At 71.8% G+C, this 19,265-nt stretch carries 17 protein-coding genes and 1 tRNA gene; 8 read left to right on the forward strand and 10 right to left on the reverse strand.

Annotated elements, in window-relative coordinates:
* Positions 1–63 precede the first annotated feature (63 nt).
* Positions 64–1,236, reverse strand: coding sequence for an MFS transporter (locus RGE_RS05545; RefSeq protein ID WP_014427340.1), 1,173 nt, complete (start codon positions 1,234–1,236; stop codon positions 64–66).
* Between the two features lie 109 nt (positions 1,237–1,345).
* On the opposite strand from RGE_RS05545, the gene RGE_RS05550 reads away from it, so the two are divergent.
* The gene (locus RGE_RS05550; protein ID WP_014427341.1) at positions 1,346–2,050 is read left to right on the forward strand and encodes a TetR/AcrR family transcriptional regulator; all 705 of its coding nucleotides are present in this window, start codon (positions 1,346–1,348) and stop codon (positions 2,048–2,050) included.
* Between the two features lie 12 nt (positions 2,051–2,062).
* Here RGE_RS05550 and RGE_RS05555 read toward each other — a convergent pair whose 3' ends face one another.
* Both RGE_RS05555 and RGE_RS05560 read right to left on the reverse strand, forming a co-directional pair.
* Positions 2,063–2,989: a malate dehydrogenase gene (locus RGE_RS05555; protein WP_014427342.1), complete on the reverse strand. Its 927-nt coding sequence runs from the start codon at positions 2,987–2,989 to the stop codon at positions 2,063–2,065.
* 79 nt (positions 2,990–3,068) lie between these two features.
* On the reverse strand, positions 3,069–3,920 hold the full coding sequence (locus tag RGE_RS05560; RefSeq protein WP_014427343.1) for a LysR substrate-binding domain-containing protein: 852 nt from the start codon (positions 3,918–3,920) through the stop codon (positions 3,069–3,071).
* A 102-nt stretch (positions 3,921–4,022) separates the two neighbouring features.
* Between RGE_RS05560 and RGE_RS05565 the strand changes: the two genes are divergently transcribed.
* From RGE_RS05565 to fghA, 5 genes are all read left to right on the forward strand, one after another.
* Positions 4,023–5,339, forward strand: coding sequence for an aspartate aminotransferase family protein (locus tag RGE_RS05565; protein ID WP_014427344.1), 1,317 nt, complete (start codon positions 4,023–4,025; stop codon positions 5,337–5,339).
* Between the two features lie 70 nt (positions 5,340–5,409).
* On the forward strand, positions 5,410–6,171 hold the full coding sequence (locus RGE_RS23045; RefSeq protein WP_014427345.1) for an alpha/beta family hydrolase: 762 nt from the start codon (positions 5,410–5,412) through the stop codon (positions 6,169–6,171).
* A gap of 53 nt (positions 6,172–6,224) precedes the next feature.
* Entirely contained in the window at positions 6,225–6,509 is a 285-nt protein-coding gene (locus RGE_RS05575; protein WP_014427346.1) for a metal/formaldehyde-sensitive transcriptional repressor, read from the forward strand.
* Between the two features lie 25 nt (positions 6,510–6,534).
* A complete protein-coding gene (locus tag RGE_RS05580) occupies positions 6,535–7,644 on the forward strand; it encodes an S-(hydroxymethyl)glutathione dehydrogenase/class III alcohol dehydrogenase (RefSeq protein ID WP_043784782.1) in 1,110 nt (369 codons plus the stop codon).
* Between the two features lie 10 nt (positions 7,645–7,654).
* Complete coding sequence (gene fghA / locus RGE_RS05585; protein WP_014427348.1) at positions 7,655–8,500, forward strand: S-formylglutathione hydrolase; 846 nt, start codon at positions 7,655–7,657, stop codon at positions 8,498–8,500.
* A 1-nt stretch (position 8,501) separates the two neighbouring features.
* Here fghA and RGE_RS05590 read toward each other — a convergent pair.
* The 7 genes from RGE_RS05590 to fdnG form a co-directional block, all read right to left on the reverse strand.
* Positions 8,502–8,597, reverse strand: a tRNA-Sec gene (locus RGE_RS05590).
* A 33-nt stretch (positions 8,598–8,630) separates the two neighbouring features.
* Entirely contained in the window at positions 8,631–10,568 is a 1,938-nt protein-coding gene (selB, locus tag RGE_RS05595) for a selenocysteine-specific translation elongation factor (RefSeq protein ID WP_014427349.1), read from the reverse strand.
* Positions 10,565–11,986, reverse strand: a complete 1,422-nt coding sequence (gene selA, locus RGE_RS05600; protein ID WP_014427350.1) for an L-seryl-tRNA(Sec) selenium transferase — start codon at positions 11,984–11,986, stop codon at positions 10,565–10,567. Before selA ends, selB begins: the two co-directional genes overlap by 4 nt.
* Positions 11,983–12,918 (reverse strand): formate dehydrogenase accessory protein FdhE, encoded by a 936-nt coding sequence (gene fdhE, locus RGE_RS05605; protein ID WP_014427351.1) that lies wholly within the window; start codon positions 12,916–12,918, stop codon positions 11,983–11,985. Before fdhE ends, selA begins: the two co-directional genes overlap by 4 nt.
* 80 nt (positions 12,919–12,998) lie before the next feature.
* Positions 12,999–13,625: a formate dehydrogenase subunit gamma gene (locus tag RGE_RS05610; RefSeq protein ID WP_014427352.1), complete on the reverse strand. Its 627-nt coding sequence runs from the start codon at positions 13,623–13,625 to the stop codon at positions 12,999–13,001.
* Positions 13,622–14,551: a formate dehydrogenase subunit beta gene (fdxH, locus tag RGE_RS05615; protein ID WP_014427353.1), complete on the reverse strand. Its 930-nt coding sequence runs from the start codon at positions 14,549–14,551 to the stop codon at positions 13,622–13,624. The genes RGE_RS05610 and fdxH overlap by 4 nt, the downstream gene beginning before the upstream one ends.
* A 9-nt stretch (positions 14,552–14,560) precedes the next feature.
* On the reverse strand, positions 14,561–17,629 hold the full coding sequence (gene fdnG / locus RGE_RS05620; protein WP_014427354.1) for a formate dehydrogenase-N subunit alpha: 3,069 nt from the start codon (positions 17,627–17,629) through the stop codon (positions 14,561–14,563).
* Between the two features lie 233 nt (positions 17,630–17,862).
* Here fdnG and fdhD point away from each other — a divergent pair, with 233 nt between their 5' ends.
* Both fdhD and RGE_RS05635 read left to right on the forward strand, forming a co-directional pair.
* Complete coding sequence (gene fdhD / locus RGE_RS05630) at positions 17,863–18,690, forward strand: formate dehydrogenase accessory sulfurtransferase FdhD (RefSeq protein WP_081528206.1); 828 nt, start codon at positions 17,863–17,865, stop codon at positions 18,688–18,690.
* A gap of 32 nt (positions 18,691–18,722) precedes the next feature.
* On the forward strand, positions 18,723–19,163 hold the full coding sequence (locus tag RGE_RS05635; RefSeq protein WP_014427357.1) for a thermonuclease family protein: 441 nt from the start codon (positions 18,723–18,725) through the stop codon (positions 19,161–19,163).
* The last annotated feature ends 102 nt before the right edge of the window (positions 19,164–19,265 follow it).

Below are 19,265 nucleotides of genomic sequence, written 5' to 3' on the forward strand. Positions count from 1 at the left end.
GCGTACGGTCATCCGCCGCGGCCTGTCGTAGTAGTCATGGCTAGTATGTAGTATTGACTACCGTTAAACTTGGGTGAAAACCCGATCCCGGGGGTGTCGGGCGACGATGGCGGCGAGCACCAGCACCGCCGCCGCGGCGCAGCCGGCGCTGACCCAGGGCACGGCCGCGACCTCGTCGCCGTCGACGAGCAAGGACGCCGCCAGCGGCCCGGCGGCCACGCCCAGCAGCTGCGCCACCGGCGCCAGCGAGGCGACGCGGCCGCTGCCGTCGGCGACGAAGGCCAGGCCGGTCTGGTACGGCGTCATGAACAGCCAGGTGAAGGCGAAGGCCGTGCAGAGCAGCGCGAAGGCCAGGCTGGCGCCGCCGCCCGTCCCCGAGACGCCCAGCGCGACCAGCCCGAGCAGCGCCGAGGCCGCCAGCAGCGTCGGCGCCGGCGCCAGGTGCCGCACCAGCGCCGAGCCGCTCAGCCCGCCGGCCATCTGCACGACCAGTGCCGCGGCGATCAGCGTCTGCACCTGCGGTCCGCTGAAGCCCGCCTGCTGGCCCAGCGGCTCGACGTAGGACCACAGCGAGCTGAGCGTCGCCATCTGCAGAAAGATCGCCAGCAGCGGCAGCGCCGTGTGCGCCGTCCAGCGAAAACCGGTGTGCGCCGCCGATGCCAGCGGCGCCAGCGCGCGCGGCAGTGCCGCGGCGGCGAACATCGGCACGACGACCAGCGCGGCGAGCACGACGTAGGCGCCCTGCCAGCCGTGCGCCGGGATCACCGAGCGCGCCAGCGTGAAGCCGAGCAGCGCCTGGGCCGCGGTCTGCATCACGAAGAAGATGCCGGCGTCCCGGTCGGGGTTGGGGCAGCGCACGATGACCGCGGTCGTGGCCCAGACCAGCGCACCCTCGGCCAGGCCCGCGCCGGCGCGCAGCAGCGCGAAGCCGGCGTCGCCCGAGGCCTGCAGCGTGCCCAGGTCCAGCCCGCCGGCGACGGCCGCGGCGACGACCGTCACCAGGCGCAGCCGCGTCAGCGGCAGCAGCAGGTCGCCGAGCAGCACGCCCAGGCCCAGCGAGACGATCTCGGCCATCGCGACGATGCCCAGCCCTTCGAGGCTGAGCCGGCGCGCCGACAGCAGCTCGCCGAGCAGGATCGGCATCAGGCCCAGCACCAGCAGCGCGACCGAGCCGACGGCCAGCGCCGCAGCCACTTCCGCCGCGGAGAGTTCATGCCTGCGCCGCTCGCCGTCCATGCCGTCCTCGTGTATTTGCGCCTAGTCAACACTAGTATCTAGCGTTAACTATGTTTCTGCGCGCCTGCACGGCGTCGGATAATCCCGCATGCCAGCCACTTCCTCCGTCATGCCTCGTACGCAGCGCGAACAGCCGTCCCTGGACACCAAGGTCCAACCGGCGCAGCAACGTGCCAGCGAGACCTACGAGCGCCTGCTCGCGGCCGCCGCCGCGACCCTGGAGGACGTCGGCATCGAGCGCCTGTCGACCAACCTCGTCGCCGAACGCGCAGGCGTCACGCCGCCGGCGCTGTACCGCTACTTCCCGAACAAGTACGCGCTGCTGTCGGAGCTGGGCAAACGCCTGATGCACCGCCAGAACGTGTGCGTCGAGCGCTGGATGTCCGAGGAGGTGCTGGCCGGAGGCACGCCGGCGCTGGAGAAGGCGCTGACCGGCCTGCTGCTCGACACCTACGAGGTGACGCGCCAGACCGAAGGCGGCGTCTGGATCATGCGTGCGCTGCGCGCCGTGCCGGCGCTGCAGGAAGTGCGGCTGGGCTCGCACGCCGAGGTGACGGCGGCCCAGGCGGCGATGCTCGCCAAGGCGCTGCCCGAGGTGCCGGCCGCCGAGCTGCAGCTGGCCAGCCGCATCGTCGTCGAGCTGATCTACGCCTCGGTCGAGCTGCTGTTCGACGAGCCGCAGGACCCGGAGGCCGTCGCGCGTGTCGTCGCCGGCATGCTGGCCAGCCACCTGGACCGCACGCGCCCGGCGGCGGCCCAGGCGGCCGCCCAATCGGTCGCCAAACCCGCCGCCAAACGAAGCCGCAAGCGCTGAGCGCGCAGCGGCTCAGGCCAGCGCCAGCAGATGGCGCAGATGCTGCTCCGAGGCGCGGAACTGCGTGTCCTCCTCGGGCGTGAACTCGTGGTGCAGGATGCGCTGCACGCCGCCGCGGCCGACGACGCAGGGCACGCTCATCACCAGGTCGGCCACGCCGTACTCGCCCTGCAGCAGCACGCCCAGCGGCAGGATGGACTGCTCGTTGCACTCGATCGCGCGGATGATGCGGAACACGCTGGCGGCGATGCCGTGGTTGGTGTTGCCTTTGCGCTCGAAGATGCGGAAACCCGCTTCCAGCGTCCGCCGGCGGATGTCTTCGCGGTCCACCGGCGGCAGGCCGTTCAAACGGCAGAAGGTGTCGACCTCGGCGCCGCAGACGCGGCACAGGCTCCACGGGATGAAGCCGGTGGCGCCATGGTCGCCCAGCATGTAGCCGTAGAGGTTCTTCGGGTCGATCTTCACGTGCTCGGCCAGGATGCGCAGGAAGCGTGCGGTGTCGATCAGCGTGCCGGCCGACAGCAGGCGCTCGCGCGGGTAACTGGACGCTCGCAGCATCACCTGGGTCATCACGTCGACCGGGTTGGTCACGTTGATGACCACGGCGCCCGGCGAGTGGCGCTCCACGCGGCCGATGATGTCCTGCAGGATCCGGCTGTTGACGCGCACCAGGTCGTCGCGCGTCTGGCCCTGCTGCAGCTGGGCGCCGGCGGTGATGACGACGATGTCGCTGTCCGCCGTCTCCGCATACTCGCCGACGACCAGCCGCGGGTTCTTCGCGTAGGTGAACGGCGTCGTGTGGGAGAAGTCCCAGATCTCGGCTTCGGCGCGTTCGCGCAGCTTGTCGACGGCGACGATCTCGGTCACCTCGCTCATGTGCACCAGCAGACCGACGATCTCGGTGCCGACGGCACCCATTCCGATCACGGAAACCTTCATCTCGTTGTCCTGTCGTGGCGGCCTCGGCCGCCGGGGTTCGATGGAATGCGGGCAAGCATTGCCCGTGCCGCGACGCCGTTCATGCGCTGGAGACGACCTCGTGCAGGTGGCGCACGAACTCGGCGACCAGCGCTGCCGGGCGCGGCAGCGCCGTTCTGACGAGCACGCCGACCGCCGGCAGCGCCGGCAGGCGCGTGTCGGGCGCCAGGATGCGCAGATCGGCCGGCACCGCCGACTGCGTCAGCACGGCGATCGCCTGGCCCGAACGCACGACGGCCAGCAGCCCGGCCATGCCGGCGCTGGCGTAGGCCACGCGGTAGGCGACGCCGGCGGCGTCCAGGCGCTCGCAGGCGGCGCGGTGGTCCAGCGTGTCGGGGTCGGACAAGGCCAGGCGCAGCGGCTCGCGTGCCGCACCCTCGTCGTCGCGCAGGCCGACCCAGACCAACGGCTCGCGGCGCAGCGCCGGTTCGGCGCCGTCGGCGGTGGAGACCAGCGCCAGGTCCAGCTCGTGGCGGCGCAGCCGTTCCTCCAGCCGCGGGCTGGGCGCGCAGACGACGTCGACCACGGCCTGCGGGTGCCGCCCGGCGAAGCCGCGCAGGATGCGCGGCAGAAAGGCCGCGGCGTAGTCGTCGGGGCAGCCGAAACGCAGCGTGCCGGTGAGCCCGGCCCCGGTCAGCTCGGCCAGCGCCGCGTCGTGCTGCTGCAGCAACGTGCGCGCATGGCCCAGCAGGCGCTCGCCGTGGTGCGTCAGCGTCACGCCGCGTGCACCGCGGTGCAGCAGCGGCTGGCCGATCAGCGTCTCCAGCTTCTTGACCTGCATGCTCGCCGCGGCCTGGGTGCGGCCGATGCGCGCGGCGGCGCGGCCCAGCGTGCGCGTCTCGGCGACGGCGACGAAGCAGCGCAGCAGGTCGGGGTCCAGGTCTCGGCTCAAGCCATCAGTATCGCTGATGGCTGCCGTCAGAAAGATTAGCTTTTCTTGATGCTGAGGCTTGCTTAGGCTGGTCGCCATCCGAGCTTCCCTGAGCCCCGCGCCATGTCCCGCAACGACGACCCGCAGTTCTGGCAGAACGCCCGCCGCCACCTCGTGCGCTACGGCGGCCGCTTCGAGCCGATGATCATCGAACGTGCCCACGGCAGCTTCGTCTACGACGCCGACGGCCGCGCGATCCTGGACTTCACGTCGGGCCAGATGAGCGCGCTGCTCGGCCACGGCCACCCGGAGATCGCCGAGGTCGTCGCCGACCACGCGCAGCGCCTGGACCACCTGTTCAGCGGCATGCTGAGCCGCCCGGTCGTCGAGTTGGCGACCAAGCTCGCCGGCGTCGCGCCCGCAGGGCTGGAGCGTGCGCTGCTGCTGACCACCGGCGCCGAGTCCAACGAAGCCGCGCTGCGCCTGGCCAAGCTCTACACCGGGCGCCACGAGGTCGTCGGCTTCGCCCAGTCCTGGCACGGCATGACCGGCGGCGCCGCGTCGGCCACCTACAGCGCCGGTCGCCGCGGTTACGGCCCGGCGGCGGTGGGTTCGTTCGCGATTCCCGCGCCGTACCCGTACCGCCCGCGTTTCGAGCGCGGCGGCGTCTACGACTGGCAGGCCGAACTCGACTACGCCTTCGACCTCGTCGACCGCCAGTCCTGCGGCAGCCTGGCGGCCTTCATCGCCGAGCCCATCCTCAGCTCGGGCGGCATCCTCGAGCTGCCGCCGGGCTACCTGGCGGCGCTGAAGGCCAAGTGCGTCGAACGCGGCATGCTGCTGATCCTCGACGAGGCCCAGACCGGCATCGGCCGCACCGGGCTGATGTTCGCCTGCCAGCGCGACGGCGTGACGCCGGACATCATGACGCTGTCCAAGACCCTGGGCGCCGGCCTGCCGCTGGCCGCGGTGCTGACGACCGCCGAGATCGAAGAGACCTGCCATGAACGCGGCTTCCTCTTCTACACGACGCACGTCTCCGACCCGCTGCCGGCGGCCGTCGGCGCCAAGGTGCTGGACATCGTCGCGCGCGACCATCTCGTCGAGCGTGCGCGCATCGCCGGCGCGCGCCTGGAAGCCGGCCTGCGTGCGCTGCAGCGCGACTTCGAATGCATCGGCGACGTGCGCGGCCGCGGCCTGCTGCTCGGCCTGGAACTGGTGAAGGACCGCGCCACGCGCGAAGCCGCGCCCGAGCTCGGCGCCGCGATCACGCGCGAGTGCATGAGGCTGGGCCTGAGCATGAACATCGTGCAGCTGCCCGGCATGGGCGGCGTGTTCCGCATCGCGCCGCCCTTGACCGTCAGCGACACCGAGATCGACCTCGGCCTGGACCTGCTGCGCCAGGCGATCACGCGGGTGCTGGCGGCCGGCGCGCGCTGACAATCCCCGGGCACGCGGCGAGCCGGGCCGTCGGCCGGCGCCGCGTGCGGATGCCTGGGGAGCGTGCTGCATGAGGCCTGACGTGCCGTCGGCGCCGGCCGTCGATCCGGCCGCGACGCTGCTGCTGGTCGTCGGCCGCAACAACTGGAAGCGCGGATCGCGCGGCTTGTCGCGCGTCGTCGACGAGCTCGGCCTCGCCGGCATGCCGGTGCTGCGCTACGAAAGCCGCACCGGCGACACGCGGCGCTGGCTGGACGAGCGTGCCGAGCCCTGGCTGGCGGCGCTGCCGGCCGGCTGGGCGGCCTTGCCTGCCGTGCGCTGGCTGCTCAAGCTCGGGCTGCTGGCCGGCCGTCCGTCCCGCTGGGATTACCTGTTCGCCCGCCGGCACGAGGTCCACCACACCGGCGTGGCGGCGCTGCGGCGTTTCATCGCCCGCCAGCACGGCCGCCGCGTCGTGCTGCTGACGCATTCGGCCGGCGGCATCGCCGGCGCGATGGCCGAGGACGCGCCGCCGCTGCTGTGCCACGTCTGCTTCGGCTACCCGTTCCAGCACCCCGAGCGGCCGCCCGAGCCGCGGCGCACCGAGGTGCTGGCGCGCGTGGCCAGGCCCTTGCTGATCGTCCAGGGCGAGCGCGACGAATACGGCAGCGCTGCCGAAGCGCGCCGCCGCTGGCCGCTGTCGCCGGCGATCACGCTGCTCGCGGTGGACGACGACCACCAGTACGACGCGCTCGGCGAAGCCGAGATCCAGGCCCTGCTGCACACGATCAAGGCCTTCATCGGCCTCGCGCCGGCCGGCGCCGCGGCCCACCCTCCTGAAAACCCGGATTGAACGCGGCGCCCATTCGGCTCCTATACTCCCCCCCAGTACGAAGGAGCCCGCCGATGCCGCACTCGCCGGCCGAACGCAAACGTGTCGTCACCCGGCTGCGCCGCATCAAGGGCCAGGCCGAGGCGCTGGAGCGTGCCGTCGAAGCCGGCACCGACTGCGCGGACCTGCTGCAGCAGCTGGCGGCGCTGCGCGGCGCCGCGCACGGGCTGATGGCCGACGTGCTCGAAGGCCATCTGCGCGAGACCTTCGGCCTCAATGCCGAGCGTGCGCTGCCGGCGGCCGACCCGCAGGCCGAGGTCGACCGCCTCGTGCTGCTCGTGCGCTCCTTCACGCGCTGAACCGTCCAACCAGGAGACACCCATGATCAAGTCCCGAGCCGCCGTCGCCTTCGCCGCCGGCCAGCCGCTGCAGATCGTCGAGATCGACGTCGCCCCGCCGAAGAAGGGCGAGGTGCTGGTCAAGATCACCCACACCGGCGTCTGCCACACCGACGCCTTCACGCTGAGCGGCGACGACCCCGAGGGCGTGTTCCCCGCGGTGCTGGGCCACGAGGGCGCCGGCATCGTCGTCGAGGTCGGCGAAGGCGTCACCAGCGTGAAGCCGGGCGACCACGTCATCCCGCTGTACACCGCCGAGTGCGGCGAGTGCCTGTTCTGCAAGTCGGGCAAGACCAACCTCTGCGTCGCGGTGCGCGCCACGCAGGGCAAGGGCCTGATGCCCGACGGCACGACGCGCTTTTCCTACAACGGCCAGCCGATCTACCACTACATGGGCTGCTCGACCTTCAGCGAGTACACCGTCGTCGCCGAGGTGTCGCTCGCCAAGGTGAACCCCGAGGCCAACCCAGAGCAGGTCTGCCTGCTGGGCTGCGGCGTGACGACCGGCCTGGGCGCGGTGAAGAACACCGCCAAGGTCCAGCCGGGCGACAGCGTCGCGGTCTTCGGCCTCGGCGGCATCGGCCTGGCGGTGGTGCACGGCGCCCAGCTCGCCGGCGCCGGCCGCATCATCGCGGTCGACACCAACCCGTCGAAGTTCGACCTCGCACGCACCTTCGGCGCCACCGACTGCGTCAACCCGAAGGACCACGACAAGCCGATCCAGCAGGTCATCGTCGAGATGACCGGCTGGGGCGTCGACCATTCCTTCGAGTGCATCGGCAACGTGCATGTGATGCGTGCGGCGCTGGAGTGCGCGCACCGCGGCTGGGGCCAGTCGGTGGTCATCGGCGTGGCCGGCGCGGGGCAGGAGATCTCGACGCGGCCCTTCCAGCTCGTCACCGGCCGGCGCTGGCTGGGCACGGCCTTCGGCGGCGTCAAGGGCCGCAGCGAGCTGCCGGGCATGGTGGAAGACGCGATGTCCGGGCGCATCCGCCTGGAGCCCTTCGTCACGCACACGATGCCGCTGCAGGAGATCAACGAAGCCTTCGATCTGATGCACCGCGGCGAGTCGATCCGCAGCGTCGTGCACTACTGAGGCCGCGGCGATGCAACGCGTCGAACACCACGCCAGCTTCGGCGGCCGCCAGGAGGTCTGGCGCCACGACTCGGCCACGCTGGGCTGCGAGATGCGCTTCGGCCTGTACCTGCCGCCGCAGGCGCTGGCCGGCCAGGCCTGCCCGGTCGTCTACTGGCTGTCGGGCCTGACCTGCAGCGAGCAGAACTTCATCACCAAGGCCGGCGCGCAGGCGCACGCGGCGCGGCTGGGGCTGATCCTCGTCGTGCCCGACACCAGCCCGCGCGACCCCGGCGGCACGCTGGGCGTCGCCGACGACCCGGCCTACGACCTGGGCCAGGGCGCCGGCTTCTATCTCGACGCGACGCAGGAGCCTTGGGCGCGCCACTACCGCATGGAGAGCTACGTCGTGCACGAGCTGCCGGCGCTGGTGGAAGCGCAGGTCGCGACGACCGGCCGGCGCGCCATCTTCGGCCACTCGATGGGCGGCCACGGCGCGCTGACGCTGGCGCTGCGCCATCCGGGGCGCTACGCCAGCGTCTCGGCCTTCTCGCCGATCGTCGCGCCGGCGCGCGTGCCCTGGGGCCGCAAGGCCTTCACCGCCTACCTGGGCGAGGACGAAAGCACCTGGGCGGCGCACGACGCGACGGCGCTGATCGCCGGTGCCAGCGAGCGCCTGCCGCTGCTCGTCGACCAGGGCGAGGCCGACGAGTTCCTGGCCGGGCAGTTGAAGCCGGAGTTGCTGGAACAAGCCTGTGCGGCCGCCGGCCACCCGCTGACGCTGCGCCGCCAGCCCGGCTACGACCACAGCTACTACTTCATCGCCAGCTTCGTCGGCGAGCACCTGGAGCACCACGCGCGCGCCCTGGCCGCGTGAGTGGCGGAAGGCAGCAGGAGTCGAACCTACCCGGGAGCGGCTGACGCCCCCGACCGGGTTTGAAGCCCGGGCGCACCACCGGGTGCGTTTGCCTTCCATGTCGCCCCGGTTTTCGGGGCGGCGGATCCTATCAAAGCCCCGCGCCGTCTGCCGGCGCAGGGGCGGCGGGGCGTTCGCGCAGCACGCGCCGGTCGCGCACGCGGCGCGTGTAGCCGACGCGGTCGAAGTGCTCCAGCACCTGGATCGCCCGTTTGCGCCCCAGGCCGCAGGCGTCGCGGAACTCGGCCGCGCCGACCTCGCCACGCGGCGCGGCGGCGCTCAGGTCGTCCAGCAGCGTCAGCAGCTTGGTCACCGTGGCCTCGGGATAGAACAGGTCCTTGACGACCTGCTGCAGCTCGCCGCGGCGTGCCAGCTTGCGCAGCACCGTGCGCACCTGCTCCTCGGGCGCGGCGGTGGCGGCGGCCAGGTCGCGCACCCAGGGCGGGTCGGCGCCGCCGTCGGCCAAACGGGGCAGCAGGCGTTCGGCGAGGATCTGCTCGGCCTCGCTCAGGTTCACCGCGTGGCCCGGCAGGTGCAGCCAGGAGCCCTGGCGCGCCAGCGAGCCGTCGGCCAGCATCGAGTCCAGCAGCGCCGGCCACAGCGCGTCGTGGCCGGTGTCGGCAGCACCCGGTTGCACGATGCGCCGCAGCCGTGCGGCATTGAGGCCGGGATCGTCGGGCGAACGCTGGTGGAAGTCGGCCAGCACCGCGGCGATGCGCTCGCGCCAGCGTCGCCAGACCGGCGGCGCGACGAGCAGCGTGTCGCCACCGGGCAGCGCGACGGTGGTGGCCTCGGCCGGCGCCGTGGCGTGGCCCAGCAGCAGCGTCAGCCGCGAGCGCGCCAGCCCGGCGGGCGCCAGTGCCAGCAGGCGGGCTGCGGCTTCGGGCGTGGCCTCGGCCTGCGCGGCTTCCAGCGCGTCCAGCCAGGCCAGGCGCTCGGCGCTGCGGCGCCGGCGTTCGGGCGCCCAGAGGTCGACGACGCGGCCGCCGCCGATGGTGCGGCTGGCCTGGGCGTTGCGCAGGATCAGCCGGTCGCCGGGCAGGGCCCAGACCGGCGTCTCGAACACGAGCTGCACCCGCGCCGAGGCGCCGGCGGCCGGCGGCTGGGCGTCTAGCGCCACCAGATGGGCGAGGTGGTGGCCGGTGCCGATGTGCACGTGCACCGGCGCCCAGTGCGCCAGCGCCGGGGCGTCGGGCAGCAGGCGGATGCGGGCGTCCAGGCGCTCGCAGCGCTGCAGCGTGGCCGGCGCGGCGATCCAGTCGCCGCGTTGGATGGTGTCGCGTTCGATGCCGGCCAGCACCAGCGCGCAGCGCTGACCGGCGCGGCCTTCGTCGGCCGGGCGGTTCTGGGCGTGGATCGAGCGCACGCGCACGGCCTGGCCGCTGGCGGAGTGCTGCAGCGTGTCGCCGACCTGCACGCGCCCGGCGAAGACGGTGCCGGTGACCGCCGTGCCCTGGCCGGCGAGCGTGAACACGCGGTCGACCGCGAGGCGGAAACCGCCGTCGGCACGGCGCTCGGAACGTTCGCGCGCGACGGCTTCCAGGTGCGCGCGCAGTGCGGCGACGCCGGGGTCGGCTTCGGCGGGGGCGACGGTCTCGAACACCGTCGCGCCGGCCAGCGGCGTGCCGGCCAGCAGCGCGGCGATCTCGGCACGCACCTCGTCGCGGCGCGTCGGCGGCACGCGGTCGGCCTTGTTCAGCGCCACCGAGCCGTGGTGCACGCCCAGCAGGTCGAGGATCGCCAGGTGCTCGCGCGTCTGCGGCATCACGCCGTCGTCGGCGGCGACGACCAGCAGCGCGTGGTCGATGCCGACGGCGCCGGCGACCATCGTGCGCACGAAACGTTCGTGGCCCGGCACGTCGACGATGCCCAACACCGTGCCGTCGGCCAGCGGCGCGTAGGCGTAGCCGAGCTCGATCGAGATGCCGCGCTCGCGCTCTTCCTTCAGCCGGTCGGTGGCGACGCCGGTCAGCGCCCGCACCAGCGCGGTCTTGCCATGGTCGATGTGGCCGGCGGTGCCGACGATCATCTTGGTGTCCCCAGAGCCTCGGCCAGCGTGCCGAACTGGGCCACGAACGCGGCTTCGTCCGCCGCTTCGATGCAGCGCAGGTCCAGCCACAGCGCGCCGTCGGCGATGCGGCCGATCACCGGCCGCGGCAGGCCGCGCAAGGCTTCTTCCAGCCGCGCCAGCGCGCGCCCGCTGCGTTTGCCCGCCGGGCGCAGCAGCAGGCCGGCGCTGGGCAGCGTGTCGACCGGCAGCGCGCCGCTGCCGATCTGGCTGCTCAGCGCCACGACCTCGACCGTGGCGGCTTCGCCCAGCGCCGCCTGCAGTGGCGAGCGCAGGCGTTCGGCGGCGGCGCGGATCTCGGCCTGCGGGCGTGTGAAGAGGCGCAGCGTCGGCAGCCGTGCCGCCAGGTGCTCCGGCTCGCGGTACAGGCGCAGCACCGGCTCCAGCGCCGCCAGCGTCAGCTTGCCGACGCGCAGCGCACGCTTCAGCGGGTTCTGCTTGATCTTGGCGATCAGGTCCTGGCGGCCGACGATCAGCCCGGCTTGCGGGCCGCCCAGCAGCTTGTCGCCGCTGAAGCTGACGACGTCGGCGCCGGCAGCCACCGTCTCGCGCACCGTGGTCTCGCGCGGCAGGCCGTGCGCCGCCAGGTCGGCCAGCGTGCCGCTGCCCAGGTCCACGGCCAGCGGCAGCCCGTGGGCGTGGGCGATGCGTGCGACCTCGCTCTCGGCGACGCTGGCGGTGAAACCTTCGACGGCGTAGTTGCTGCAGTGCACCTTCATCAGCAGCGCGGTGCGGGTGCCGATCGCGCCTTCGTAGTCGCGCGCGTGGGTGCGGTTGGTCGTGCCGACCTCGACCAGCTTGGCGCCGGCACGCGCCATGATGTCCGGGATGCGGAAGGCGCCGCCGATCTCGACCAGCTCGCCGCGCGAGACGATGACTTCCTTGCGCGGCGCCAGCGAGGACAGCATCAGCAGCACCGCGGCGGCGTTGTTGTTGACCACAGTCGCCGCCTCGGCGCCGGTCAGCTCGCGCAGCAAGTCGTCGACGACGTCGTCGCGGTCGCCGCGGCCGCCGGTGGCGAGGTCGTATTCCAGGTTGGCCGGTGCGGTGAGTGCCTGCACGACGGCCTGCACCGCGGCGTCGGGCAGCAGCGCGCGGCCGAGGTTGGTGTGCAGCACGGTGCCGGTGCAGTTGAAGACGGCGCGCAGCCGCGGCTGGTCTTCGGCGGCGAGTGCGGCGGCCACCGCCGCGGCGATGGCCGGCAGCGCGAGTTCGGCCTCGGGCGCGTCGCCGGCGAGCAGGCGTTCACGCAGGCGCTGCAGGCGCGCACGCACCGCGGCCGTCGTGCGCGTCGCGCCGTGCGCGGCCAGCAGCGGCGCCAGCTCGGCGCAGCCGAGCACGCGGTCCACCGCCGGCAGGCGGGCTGCCGGGGGGCTCATTCGCTCTCGGGCTCGCCCTCGGGCAGTGCGAGCAGCGGGTTGCCCGAGGCGCGTTCGAACTCGGTCTCGGCCATCAGCAGGTCCAGGCGCAGGCTGGCCAGGTCGTCGGCCAGCGGTTCGGCCAGCGGGTCCTGGTGCTGGTCGACCTGCTTGCGGTAGCTGTGGCAGGCCGAGCAGGTCTCGGCGAGCACGGTCTTGCCGCCGTCCTCGACACCGAGGAAACGCACGCCGGCGGTCGATTCGCAGTGGCTGCACTTGACGCGCACCATGTGCCACTCGGTGGCGCACAGCGCGCAGTGCAGGTAGCGGTGGCCGCCCGCGGCGCCGCCGATGCGCAGCACACTGGCCACCGGCGGCGTGCCGCAGACCGGGCAGGTCGTCGGCTCGGCCGGCACGCCCAGCGCGTCGGCATCGAGCCGGCTGGCGCGGTCGGCCCAGACGAGCTGCAGCGCGGCCATCACGACCGGCTGCAGCGCCGCGGTGTCGGCGTCGACGTCCTCGTCGAGCAGGTCGACGGCCAGCGCGTCGAGCGCCGCGGCGTCCATCGTGCGCAGACGCTGCAGCTGCTCGCGCAGCGGCGCCGGCAGCGTGTCGCCGGCGGCCAGCGCGCGCTCGACGATCTGCGCCAGCACCTCGCGCCAGGCGGGGTCGGGCTGGTCCTGCGTCGGCAGCGGCGGCATGCCGTGCTCGATCGCACGTTGCAGCACGGCGGCGTCGGGGGGCGTCGTCTTCACCGTCGTCGCGGCGGCGGCCTGGCCGTCGGCGAGCAGGGCGACGAAACGCAGGTAGTCGGCGATCGGGTGGCCGTCGGCGAGCTGGCGCAGGCGCGCGGCGCGTTCGGCATAAAGCTCCGCCGGCCGGGGCAGGCGGATGCGGGGGAAGTCGATGGCGTCCAGGGCCTCGATCTCGCCCGGCTGGAGGATTCGCTGCACGCGGGTTCCTTGTTCGTTGGATGTGACACCGCCCGCGGCCGCCGGGTGGCGACACGCGGGCGGCGTTGGTCAGGCGGGGTTCAGCTCTCGTCGCCGGTCATCTTGCGATACCAGTTGCGATGGTGCTGCTTGGCCCAGGCGCGCGTGACGGTGCCGTAGAACATCGCGCGTATCGTGCCACGGGTCCAGATCGCCGCGTAGGCGTGCATGACGATCAACAGGATCATGCCGATGCCGGCGATGGCGTGCAGCAGCGAGGCCACGCGCACGACGCCCACCGGGAACGTGAACCAGGCGCGCCACATCGGGATGCCGGTGATCAGCATCACCACCATGCAGACGACGAGGGCCCAGAACAGCACCTTCTGGCCGCCGTTGTACTTGCCCTGCGCCGGCATGTCGTGGTCGTCGCCGTCCACCATCTTGCCGACGTTGCGCAGCCAGTCCACGTCCACCGGCTCGATCACGTTCAGGCGCCAGAAGCGCAGCGCCATGATCGTGAACAGCAGCGCCATGCCGACGCCGATGTACGGGTGCAGGATGCGCGCCCAGGTCGGGCCGCCGAAGAACATCGTCAGCGGGAACAGCGCCGGGTGGAAGAAGGCCAGGCCCGAGAGCATGACGCCCAGGAACAGCCAGCCGACCGCCCAGTGGTTGGCGCGTTCGGAGGCGTTGTAGCGCTGAAGGTCGCGTGGGTTGCGTCTCATCGCGGCGTCTCCTCTTCGTTCTCGGCGGCTTCACGGTCCTTGCGTTCCATCTCGTCCTCCAGGGCCTTGGACACGTCGTTCGGGCCCTTGGTGATGTAGTGGAACAGCGAGGCGAAGCCGGCGATCGCCAGACCGGCCACCGCCATCGGCTTGAGCGCACCCTTCCAGAAGCCGACCACCGGGCTCACCGACGGGTCCGCCGGCAGGCCTTCGTAGCGCTTCGGATCGTCGGCGTGGTGCAACACGTACATGACGTGCGTGCCGCCGACGCCGGCCGGGTCGTACAGGCCCGCGTTGGCGTAGCCGCGCTCCTTCAGGTCCTCGATGCGCTCGGCGGCCTGGTCCTTCATCGCCTGCTTGGTGCCGAACATGATCGCCCCGGTGGGGCAGGTCTTCACGCAGGCCGGCTCCTGGCCGACCGCGACGCGGTCGGAGCACAGCGTGCACTTGTAGGCCTTGTGGTCGGTCTTGGAGATGCGCGGGACGTTGAACGGACAGCCGGTGATGCAGTAGCCGCAGCCGATGCAGTTTTCCTGGTGGAAGTCGACGATGCCGTTGGTGTACTGGACGATCGCGCCGGGCGACGGGCAGGCCTTCAGGCAGCCCGGGTCGGCGCAGTGCATGCAGCCGTCCTTGCGGATCAGCCACTCCAGGTTGCCGGTCTTCTCGTCCTCGTGTTCGGTGAAACGCATCACCGTCCACGCGGCCGAAGTCAGGTCCGCCGGGTTGTCGTAGACGCCCACGTTGGAGCCGGGCTCCTGGCGCAGGTCGTTCCACTCCATGCAGGCGGTCTGGCAGGCCTTGCAGCCGATGCACTTGGAGACGTCGATCAGCTTGGCGACTTCACCCGAGGCCGGCGCCCGCGCCTGCGGCGAGGGCGTCGTCGTGGCCGAGCGCTGCTTGATGTCGAGAGATTGCAGTGACATGGGCGCTCCTCAGACCTTCTCGACCTTGACCAGGAAGGTCTTGAACTCGGGCGTGTTGGTGTTGCCGTCGCCGACGAACGGCGTCAGCGTGTTGGCCAGGAAACCCGGCTTGGTCACGCCCTTGAAGCCCCAGTGGATCGGGATGCCGACGTGGTGCACCGGCTTGCCCTCGATCGTCATCGGCTTGATGCGCTTGGTGACCACCGCGCGCGCCTTGATGTAGCCGCGTTTGGACGACACCTTCACCATGTCCCCGGCGGCGATGCCCAGGCTCTGCGCCAGCACCTCGCCGATCTCGACGATCTGCTCGGGCTGGGTGATCGCGTTGAGCAGCGCGTGCTTGGTCCAGTAGTGGAAGTGCTCGGTCAGGCGGTAGGTCGTGCCGACGTGCGGGAAGTCCGCCGCCTTGCCGAAGGTCTCCCAGACCGGCTTGAACACACGCGCGGCCGGCGAGTTGGTCGCCAGCGGGTTCTTCGGGTGCAGCGGGTTGTAGCCCAGCGGCGTGTCGAAAGGCTCGTAGTGCTCGGGGAACGGCCCTTCGGCCAGTCCCTTGCGCGCGAAGAAACGCGCCACGCCCTCGGGGTTCATGATGAACGGCCCGGCGCCGGTCTCGGGCGCCAGCGTCGGCGCCATGTCCGGCACGTCGGCGCCGCCCCAGGCGCTGCCGTTCCAGCCGATCAGCTTGCGCCGCGGGTTGAAAGGCTTGCCGTCGACGTCGCAGGAGGCGCGGTTGTAGAGCACGCGGCGGTTGGCCGGCCAGGCCCAGGCCCAGTTCAGCGTGTTGCCGATGCCGGTCGGGTCGGCGTTGTCGCGCCGGCCCATCTGGTTGCCCGCCTGGGTCCAGCAGCCGGCGAAGATCCAGCAGCCGCCCATCGTCGAGCCGTCGTCGCGCATCTCGCCGAAGCCGGCGAGCTGCTCGCCGGCCTTGCGGATCAGCTTGGTCGGGTCCTTCGGGTCGAAGACGTCTGCCAGCGCGCGGCCGTTGTACTCCTTGGCCACTTCCTCGGGCGTCGGCTCCTCGGCGTGCGCGTACGGCCACCAGAGCTTTAGGATCGGGTCGGGGAAGGCCCCGCCGTCCTTCTTGTACATCTCGCGCAGGCGCAGGAACAGCTCCGACATGATGTGGATGTCGGTGCGCGCCTCGCCCGGCGGCTCGGCGGCCTTCCAGTGCCACTGCAGCACGCGGCTGGAGCTGACGACCGCGCCTTCCTCCTCGGCGAAGCAGGTCGTCGGCAGGCGGAAGACGGTGGTCTGGATCTTGGCCGCGTCGACGTCGTTGTACTCGCCGTGGTTCTTCCAGAACTCGCTGGTCTCGGTGGCCAGCGGGTCCATCACGACGAGGAACTTCAGCTTGGCCAGGCCGTCGCGCACGCGGTCCTTGTTGGACAGCGCCGCCAGCGGGTTGAAGCCCTGGGCGATGTAGCCGTTGACCTTGCCCTGGTTCATCAGCTCGAAGACCTGCAGCATGTCGTACTGCTTGTCGAGCTTGGGCAGGTAGTCGTAGGCCCAGTTGTTCTCGGCGGTCGCGTTCGGCCCGTACCAGGCCTTCATCAGGCTGACGTGGAACTTCGGGTAGTTCTGCCAGTAGCTCATCTGGCCCGGGCGCAGCGGTTTCTGCGTGCGGGTGTCGACGTACTTCTGGTAGTCCTGCTCGGCCTGGTTGGGCAGCGTCAGATAGCCCGGCAGGCTGGCCGACAGCAGGCCCAGGTCGGTGAGGCCCTGGATGTTGGAGTGCCCGCGCAGCGCGTTCATGCCGCCGCCGGCGACGCCGATGTTGCCCAGCAGCAGCTGCACCATCGCGCCGGTGCGCAGGATCTGCGCGCCGATCGAGTGCTGCGTCCAGCCCAGCGCGTAGAGGATCGTCGCCGCGCGGCCGGCGACCGCCGTCGACGCGAGCTTCTCGCAGACGTGCAGGAATTTCGCCTTGGGCGTGCCGCAGATGCTCTCGACCTTGTCCGGCGTGTAGCGGCTGTAGTGCTTTTTCAGCAGCTGGTAGACGCAGCGCGGGTGCTCGAGCGTCGGGTCGGTCTTGACGAAGCCGTCGGCGCCGAGCTCGTAGTCCCAGCTCGTCTTGTCATAGCTGCGCTTGTCGGCGTTGTAGCCCGAGTAGATGCCGTCCTCGAACGCGAAGTCCTCGCGCACGATGAAGCTGAAGTCCGTGTAGTTGCGGACGTACTCGTGGTGGATCTTGTCGTTCTCGAGCAGGTAGTTGATGACCCCGCCGAGGAAGACGATGTCGCTGCCGGAGCGGATCGGGGCGTAGAAGTCCGCCACCGCCGCAGAGCGGTTGAAGCGCGGATCGACCACCATGAAGTGCGCCTTGTTGTGCGCCTTCGCCTCGGTGACCCACTTGAACCCGCAGGGGTGAGCTTCGGCGGCATTGCCGCCCATGATCAGGATGACGTCCGCATTCTTGATGTCGACCCAATGGTTCGTCATCGCTCCACGGCCAAACGTCGGGGCAAGACCTGCCACCGTCGGGCCGTGTCAGACACGGGCTTGGTTGTCGAATGCGAGCAGGCCCCAGGAACGGGCGACCTTGTGGGTGATGTAGCCGGCTTCGTTGCTGGACGCCGAGGCGGCCAGCATGCCGGTGGTGAGCCAGCGGTTGACCGTCAGGCCGTCTTCGGTCTTCTCGACGAAGTTGGCGTCGCGGTCTTCCTTCAGCAGCTTGGCGATGCGGGTGTTGGCCTCGTCCCAGGAGATGCGCTTCCACTCGCTGGAGCCGGGCTCGCGGACCTCGGGGTACAGCAGCCGGTTCGGGCTGTTGACGATGTCCAGCAGGCTCGCGCCCTTGGGGCACAGCGTGCCGCGGTTGACCGGATGGTCGGGGTCGCCCTCGACGTGGATCACCGAGCGCTTGGCGTTCTTGGCGCCGTCGCCGAGCGAATACATCAGGATGCCGCAGCCGACCGAGCAGTAGGTGCAGGTCTGGCGTGTGACCGTGGTGGCGGCGAGCTTGTACTGGCGGACTTCAGCCAGCGCAGTGGCTGGCGAGAAACCCATCAGCGCCAAGCTCGAACCCGCCAGCGTGGAGCCAGTCACTTTCATGAACTGGCGCCTGGAGAGCTGCTTCATGAGCGCATTCCCGTGGCTGTGAAGGAAGATCGACGACGCCCGGCGGGGTGCGGCCATGGTCTGGGGGCGGCGCGACGGCCGGCCACTGGCTTGTCGCACGCTGCCCCCGCGAACGTGCGGCACGGACCGGGAGCGGGGCGGATGCTAACAGCGCGTTGCATTTGCCGTCATCGCGCTTGCCCTAGCCCCTGCGCCGCCGTCGGGCGGCGGCGGCGGTGAAAATGCCGCTGCCGATGAATCCTGCCGAAATCTCCGTCCCCGAAGGTCTGCGCCGATTGCGTGTCGTCACCCATCGCGGCGGCGTTGCGCGCGCCGCCGACGACTGGGTGGCCGAGGAAGTGCCGGTGGCGCTGGTCTTCAACGGCATCTCGCACGCGGTGATGATGGCCACGCCGGCCGACCTGGAGGACTTTGCGCGCGGCTTCTGCGCCACCGAAGGCCTGGCCGACGCGCAGGAGCTGCGTTCGGTCGAGGTGCTGCCCGGCTGCGACGGCATCGAGCTGCACCTGGAGGTGTCGGCGGCCTGCGAATGGCGGCTGCGCGAGCGCCGGCGCACGCTGGCCGGGCGCACCGGCTGCGGCCTGTGCGGCACCGACAGCCTGGGCCAGGTGCGCCAGGCGCTGCCGGCGCTGGCGCCGCGCCCCTTCACGCCGCAGGCGCTGGCGCGGGCCCAGCACGAGCTGCGCGAGGCCCAAGGCCTGCAGCGCCTGGCCGGCGCGACGCACGCCGCCGCCTGGTGCGACGCCGACGGCCATGCGCGCCTGGTGCGCGAGGACGTCGGCCGCCACAACGCGCTGGACAAGCTGGTCGGCGCGATGCAGCGCGCCGGGCTGGCGGCCGGCGAGGGCTTCGTCGCGATCACAAGCCGCGCCAGCTTCGAGATGGTGCAGAAGACCGCGCGCCTGGGCGCCCCGGCGCTGGCCGCGGTCTCGGCGCCGACGGCGATGGCCGTCGAGCTGGCGCAGTCCTGCGGCCTGCTGCTCGCCGGCTTCGTGCGCGGCGAGGACCTCGTCGCCTACACCTTCCCCGAGCGCCTGGGGCTGCCGCCGGCCGAAGCCTGACGCGCGCCGGCCGCGGCCGGCGTGTTGCTGCGATGCTGAGTGCGCTCGTCTTCTCCTGTGTCGTCATCGCCGTCGCCGACGGCGACACGCTGACCGCGCGCTGCCCGGCGCCGCAGGGCACGCTGCGCGTGCGCCTGGCCGAGGTCGACGCGCCGGAGAAGGCGCAGGCCTACGGATCGGCGTCGCGCCGCCAGCTCGCCGCGCTGTGCCTGCGCCGGCCCGCCGAGGTCCGGCCGCTGCCCGGCGCCGCCGGCCACGACCGTTACGGCCGGGCCGTCGCCCACGTGCGCTGCGGCGGCCGCGACGCCGGCACGGCGCAGCTGCGCGCCGGACTGGCCTGGGTGGCCGAAGGCTATGCCAGCGACCTCAACCTGCCGGCGCTGCAATGGCAGGCGCGGCACGAGCGCGCCGGGCTCTGGGCCGACGCGCGGCCGCTGCCGCCCTGGGTCTGGCGCCGCCGCCACCGCCGCTGAACGGCCGCCGCACGGGCCGGCGTGAAACGTGCGTATCTCGCATAAATGACACAAACGCTCATTCTGCGAATTCCTAGAATTCGTCCGCACCACCTTCGTGGC

Origin of the sequence: Rubrivivax gelatinosus IL144 (assembly GCF_000284255.1) — a bacterium.
Classification (GTDB): Bacteria; Pseudomonadota; Gammaproteobacteria; order Burkholderiales; family Burkholderiaceae_C; genus Rubrivivax; species Rubrivivax gelatinosus_A.

Bases quoted from the DNA above. Each gene is read 5' to 3' on its own strand.
- fdxH (WP_014427353.1), bottom strand. From the start codon at position 14,551: ATGTCACTGCAATCTCTCGACATCAAGCAGCGCTCGGCCACGACGACG.
- RGE_RS05575 (WP_014427346.1), top strand. From the start codon at position 6,225: ATGCCGCACTCGCCGGCCGAACGCAAACGTGTCGTCACCCGGCTGCGC.
- RGE_RS05545 (WP_014427340.1), bottom strand. From the start codon at position 1,236: ATGGACGGCGAGCGGCGCAGGCATGAACTCTCCGCGGCGGAAGTGGCT.
- RGE_RS05635 (WP_014427357.1), top strand. From the start codon at position 18,723: ATGCTGAGTGCGCTCGTCTTCTCCTGTGTCGTCATCGCCGTCGCCGAC.
- RGE_RS05565 (WP_014427344.1), top strand. From the start codon at position 4,023: ATGTCCCGCAACGACGACCCGCAGTTCTGGCAGAACGCCCGCCGCCAC.
- fghA (WP_014427348.1), top strand. From the start codon at position 7,655: ATGCAACGCGTCGAACACCACGCCAGCTTCGGCGGCCGCCAGGAGGTC.
- selA (WP_014427350.1), bottom strand. From the start codon at position 11,986: ATGAGCCCCCCGGCAGCCCGCCTGCCGGCGGTGGACCGCGTGCTCGGC.
- fdhD (WP_081528206.1), top strand. From the start codon at position 17,863: ATGAATCCTGCCGAAATCTCCGTCCCCGAAGGTCTGCGCCGATTGCGT.
- RGE_RS05610 (WP_014427352.1), bottom strand. From the start codon at position 13,625: ATGAGACGCAACCCACGCGACCTTCAGCGCTACAACGCCTCCGAACGC.
- RGE_RS23045 (WP_014427345.1), top strand. From the start codon at position 5,410: ATGAGGCCTGACGTGCCGTCGGCGCCGGCCGTCGATCCGGCCGCGACG.
- selB (WP_014427349.1), bottom strand. From the start codon at position 10,568: ATGATCGTCGGCACCGCCGGCCACATCGACCATGGCAAGACCGCGCTG.
- RGE_RS05555 (WP_014427342.1), bottom strand. From the start codon at position 2,989: ATGAAGGTTTCCGTGATCGGAATGGGTGCCGTCGGCACCGAGATCGTC.
- RGE_RS05550 (WP_014427341.1), top strand. From the start codon at position 1,346: ATGCCTCGTACGCAGCGCGAACAGCCGTCCCTGGACACCAAGGTCCAA.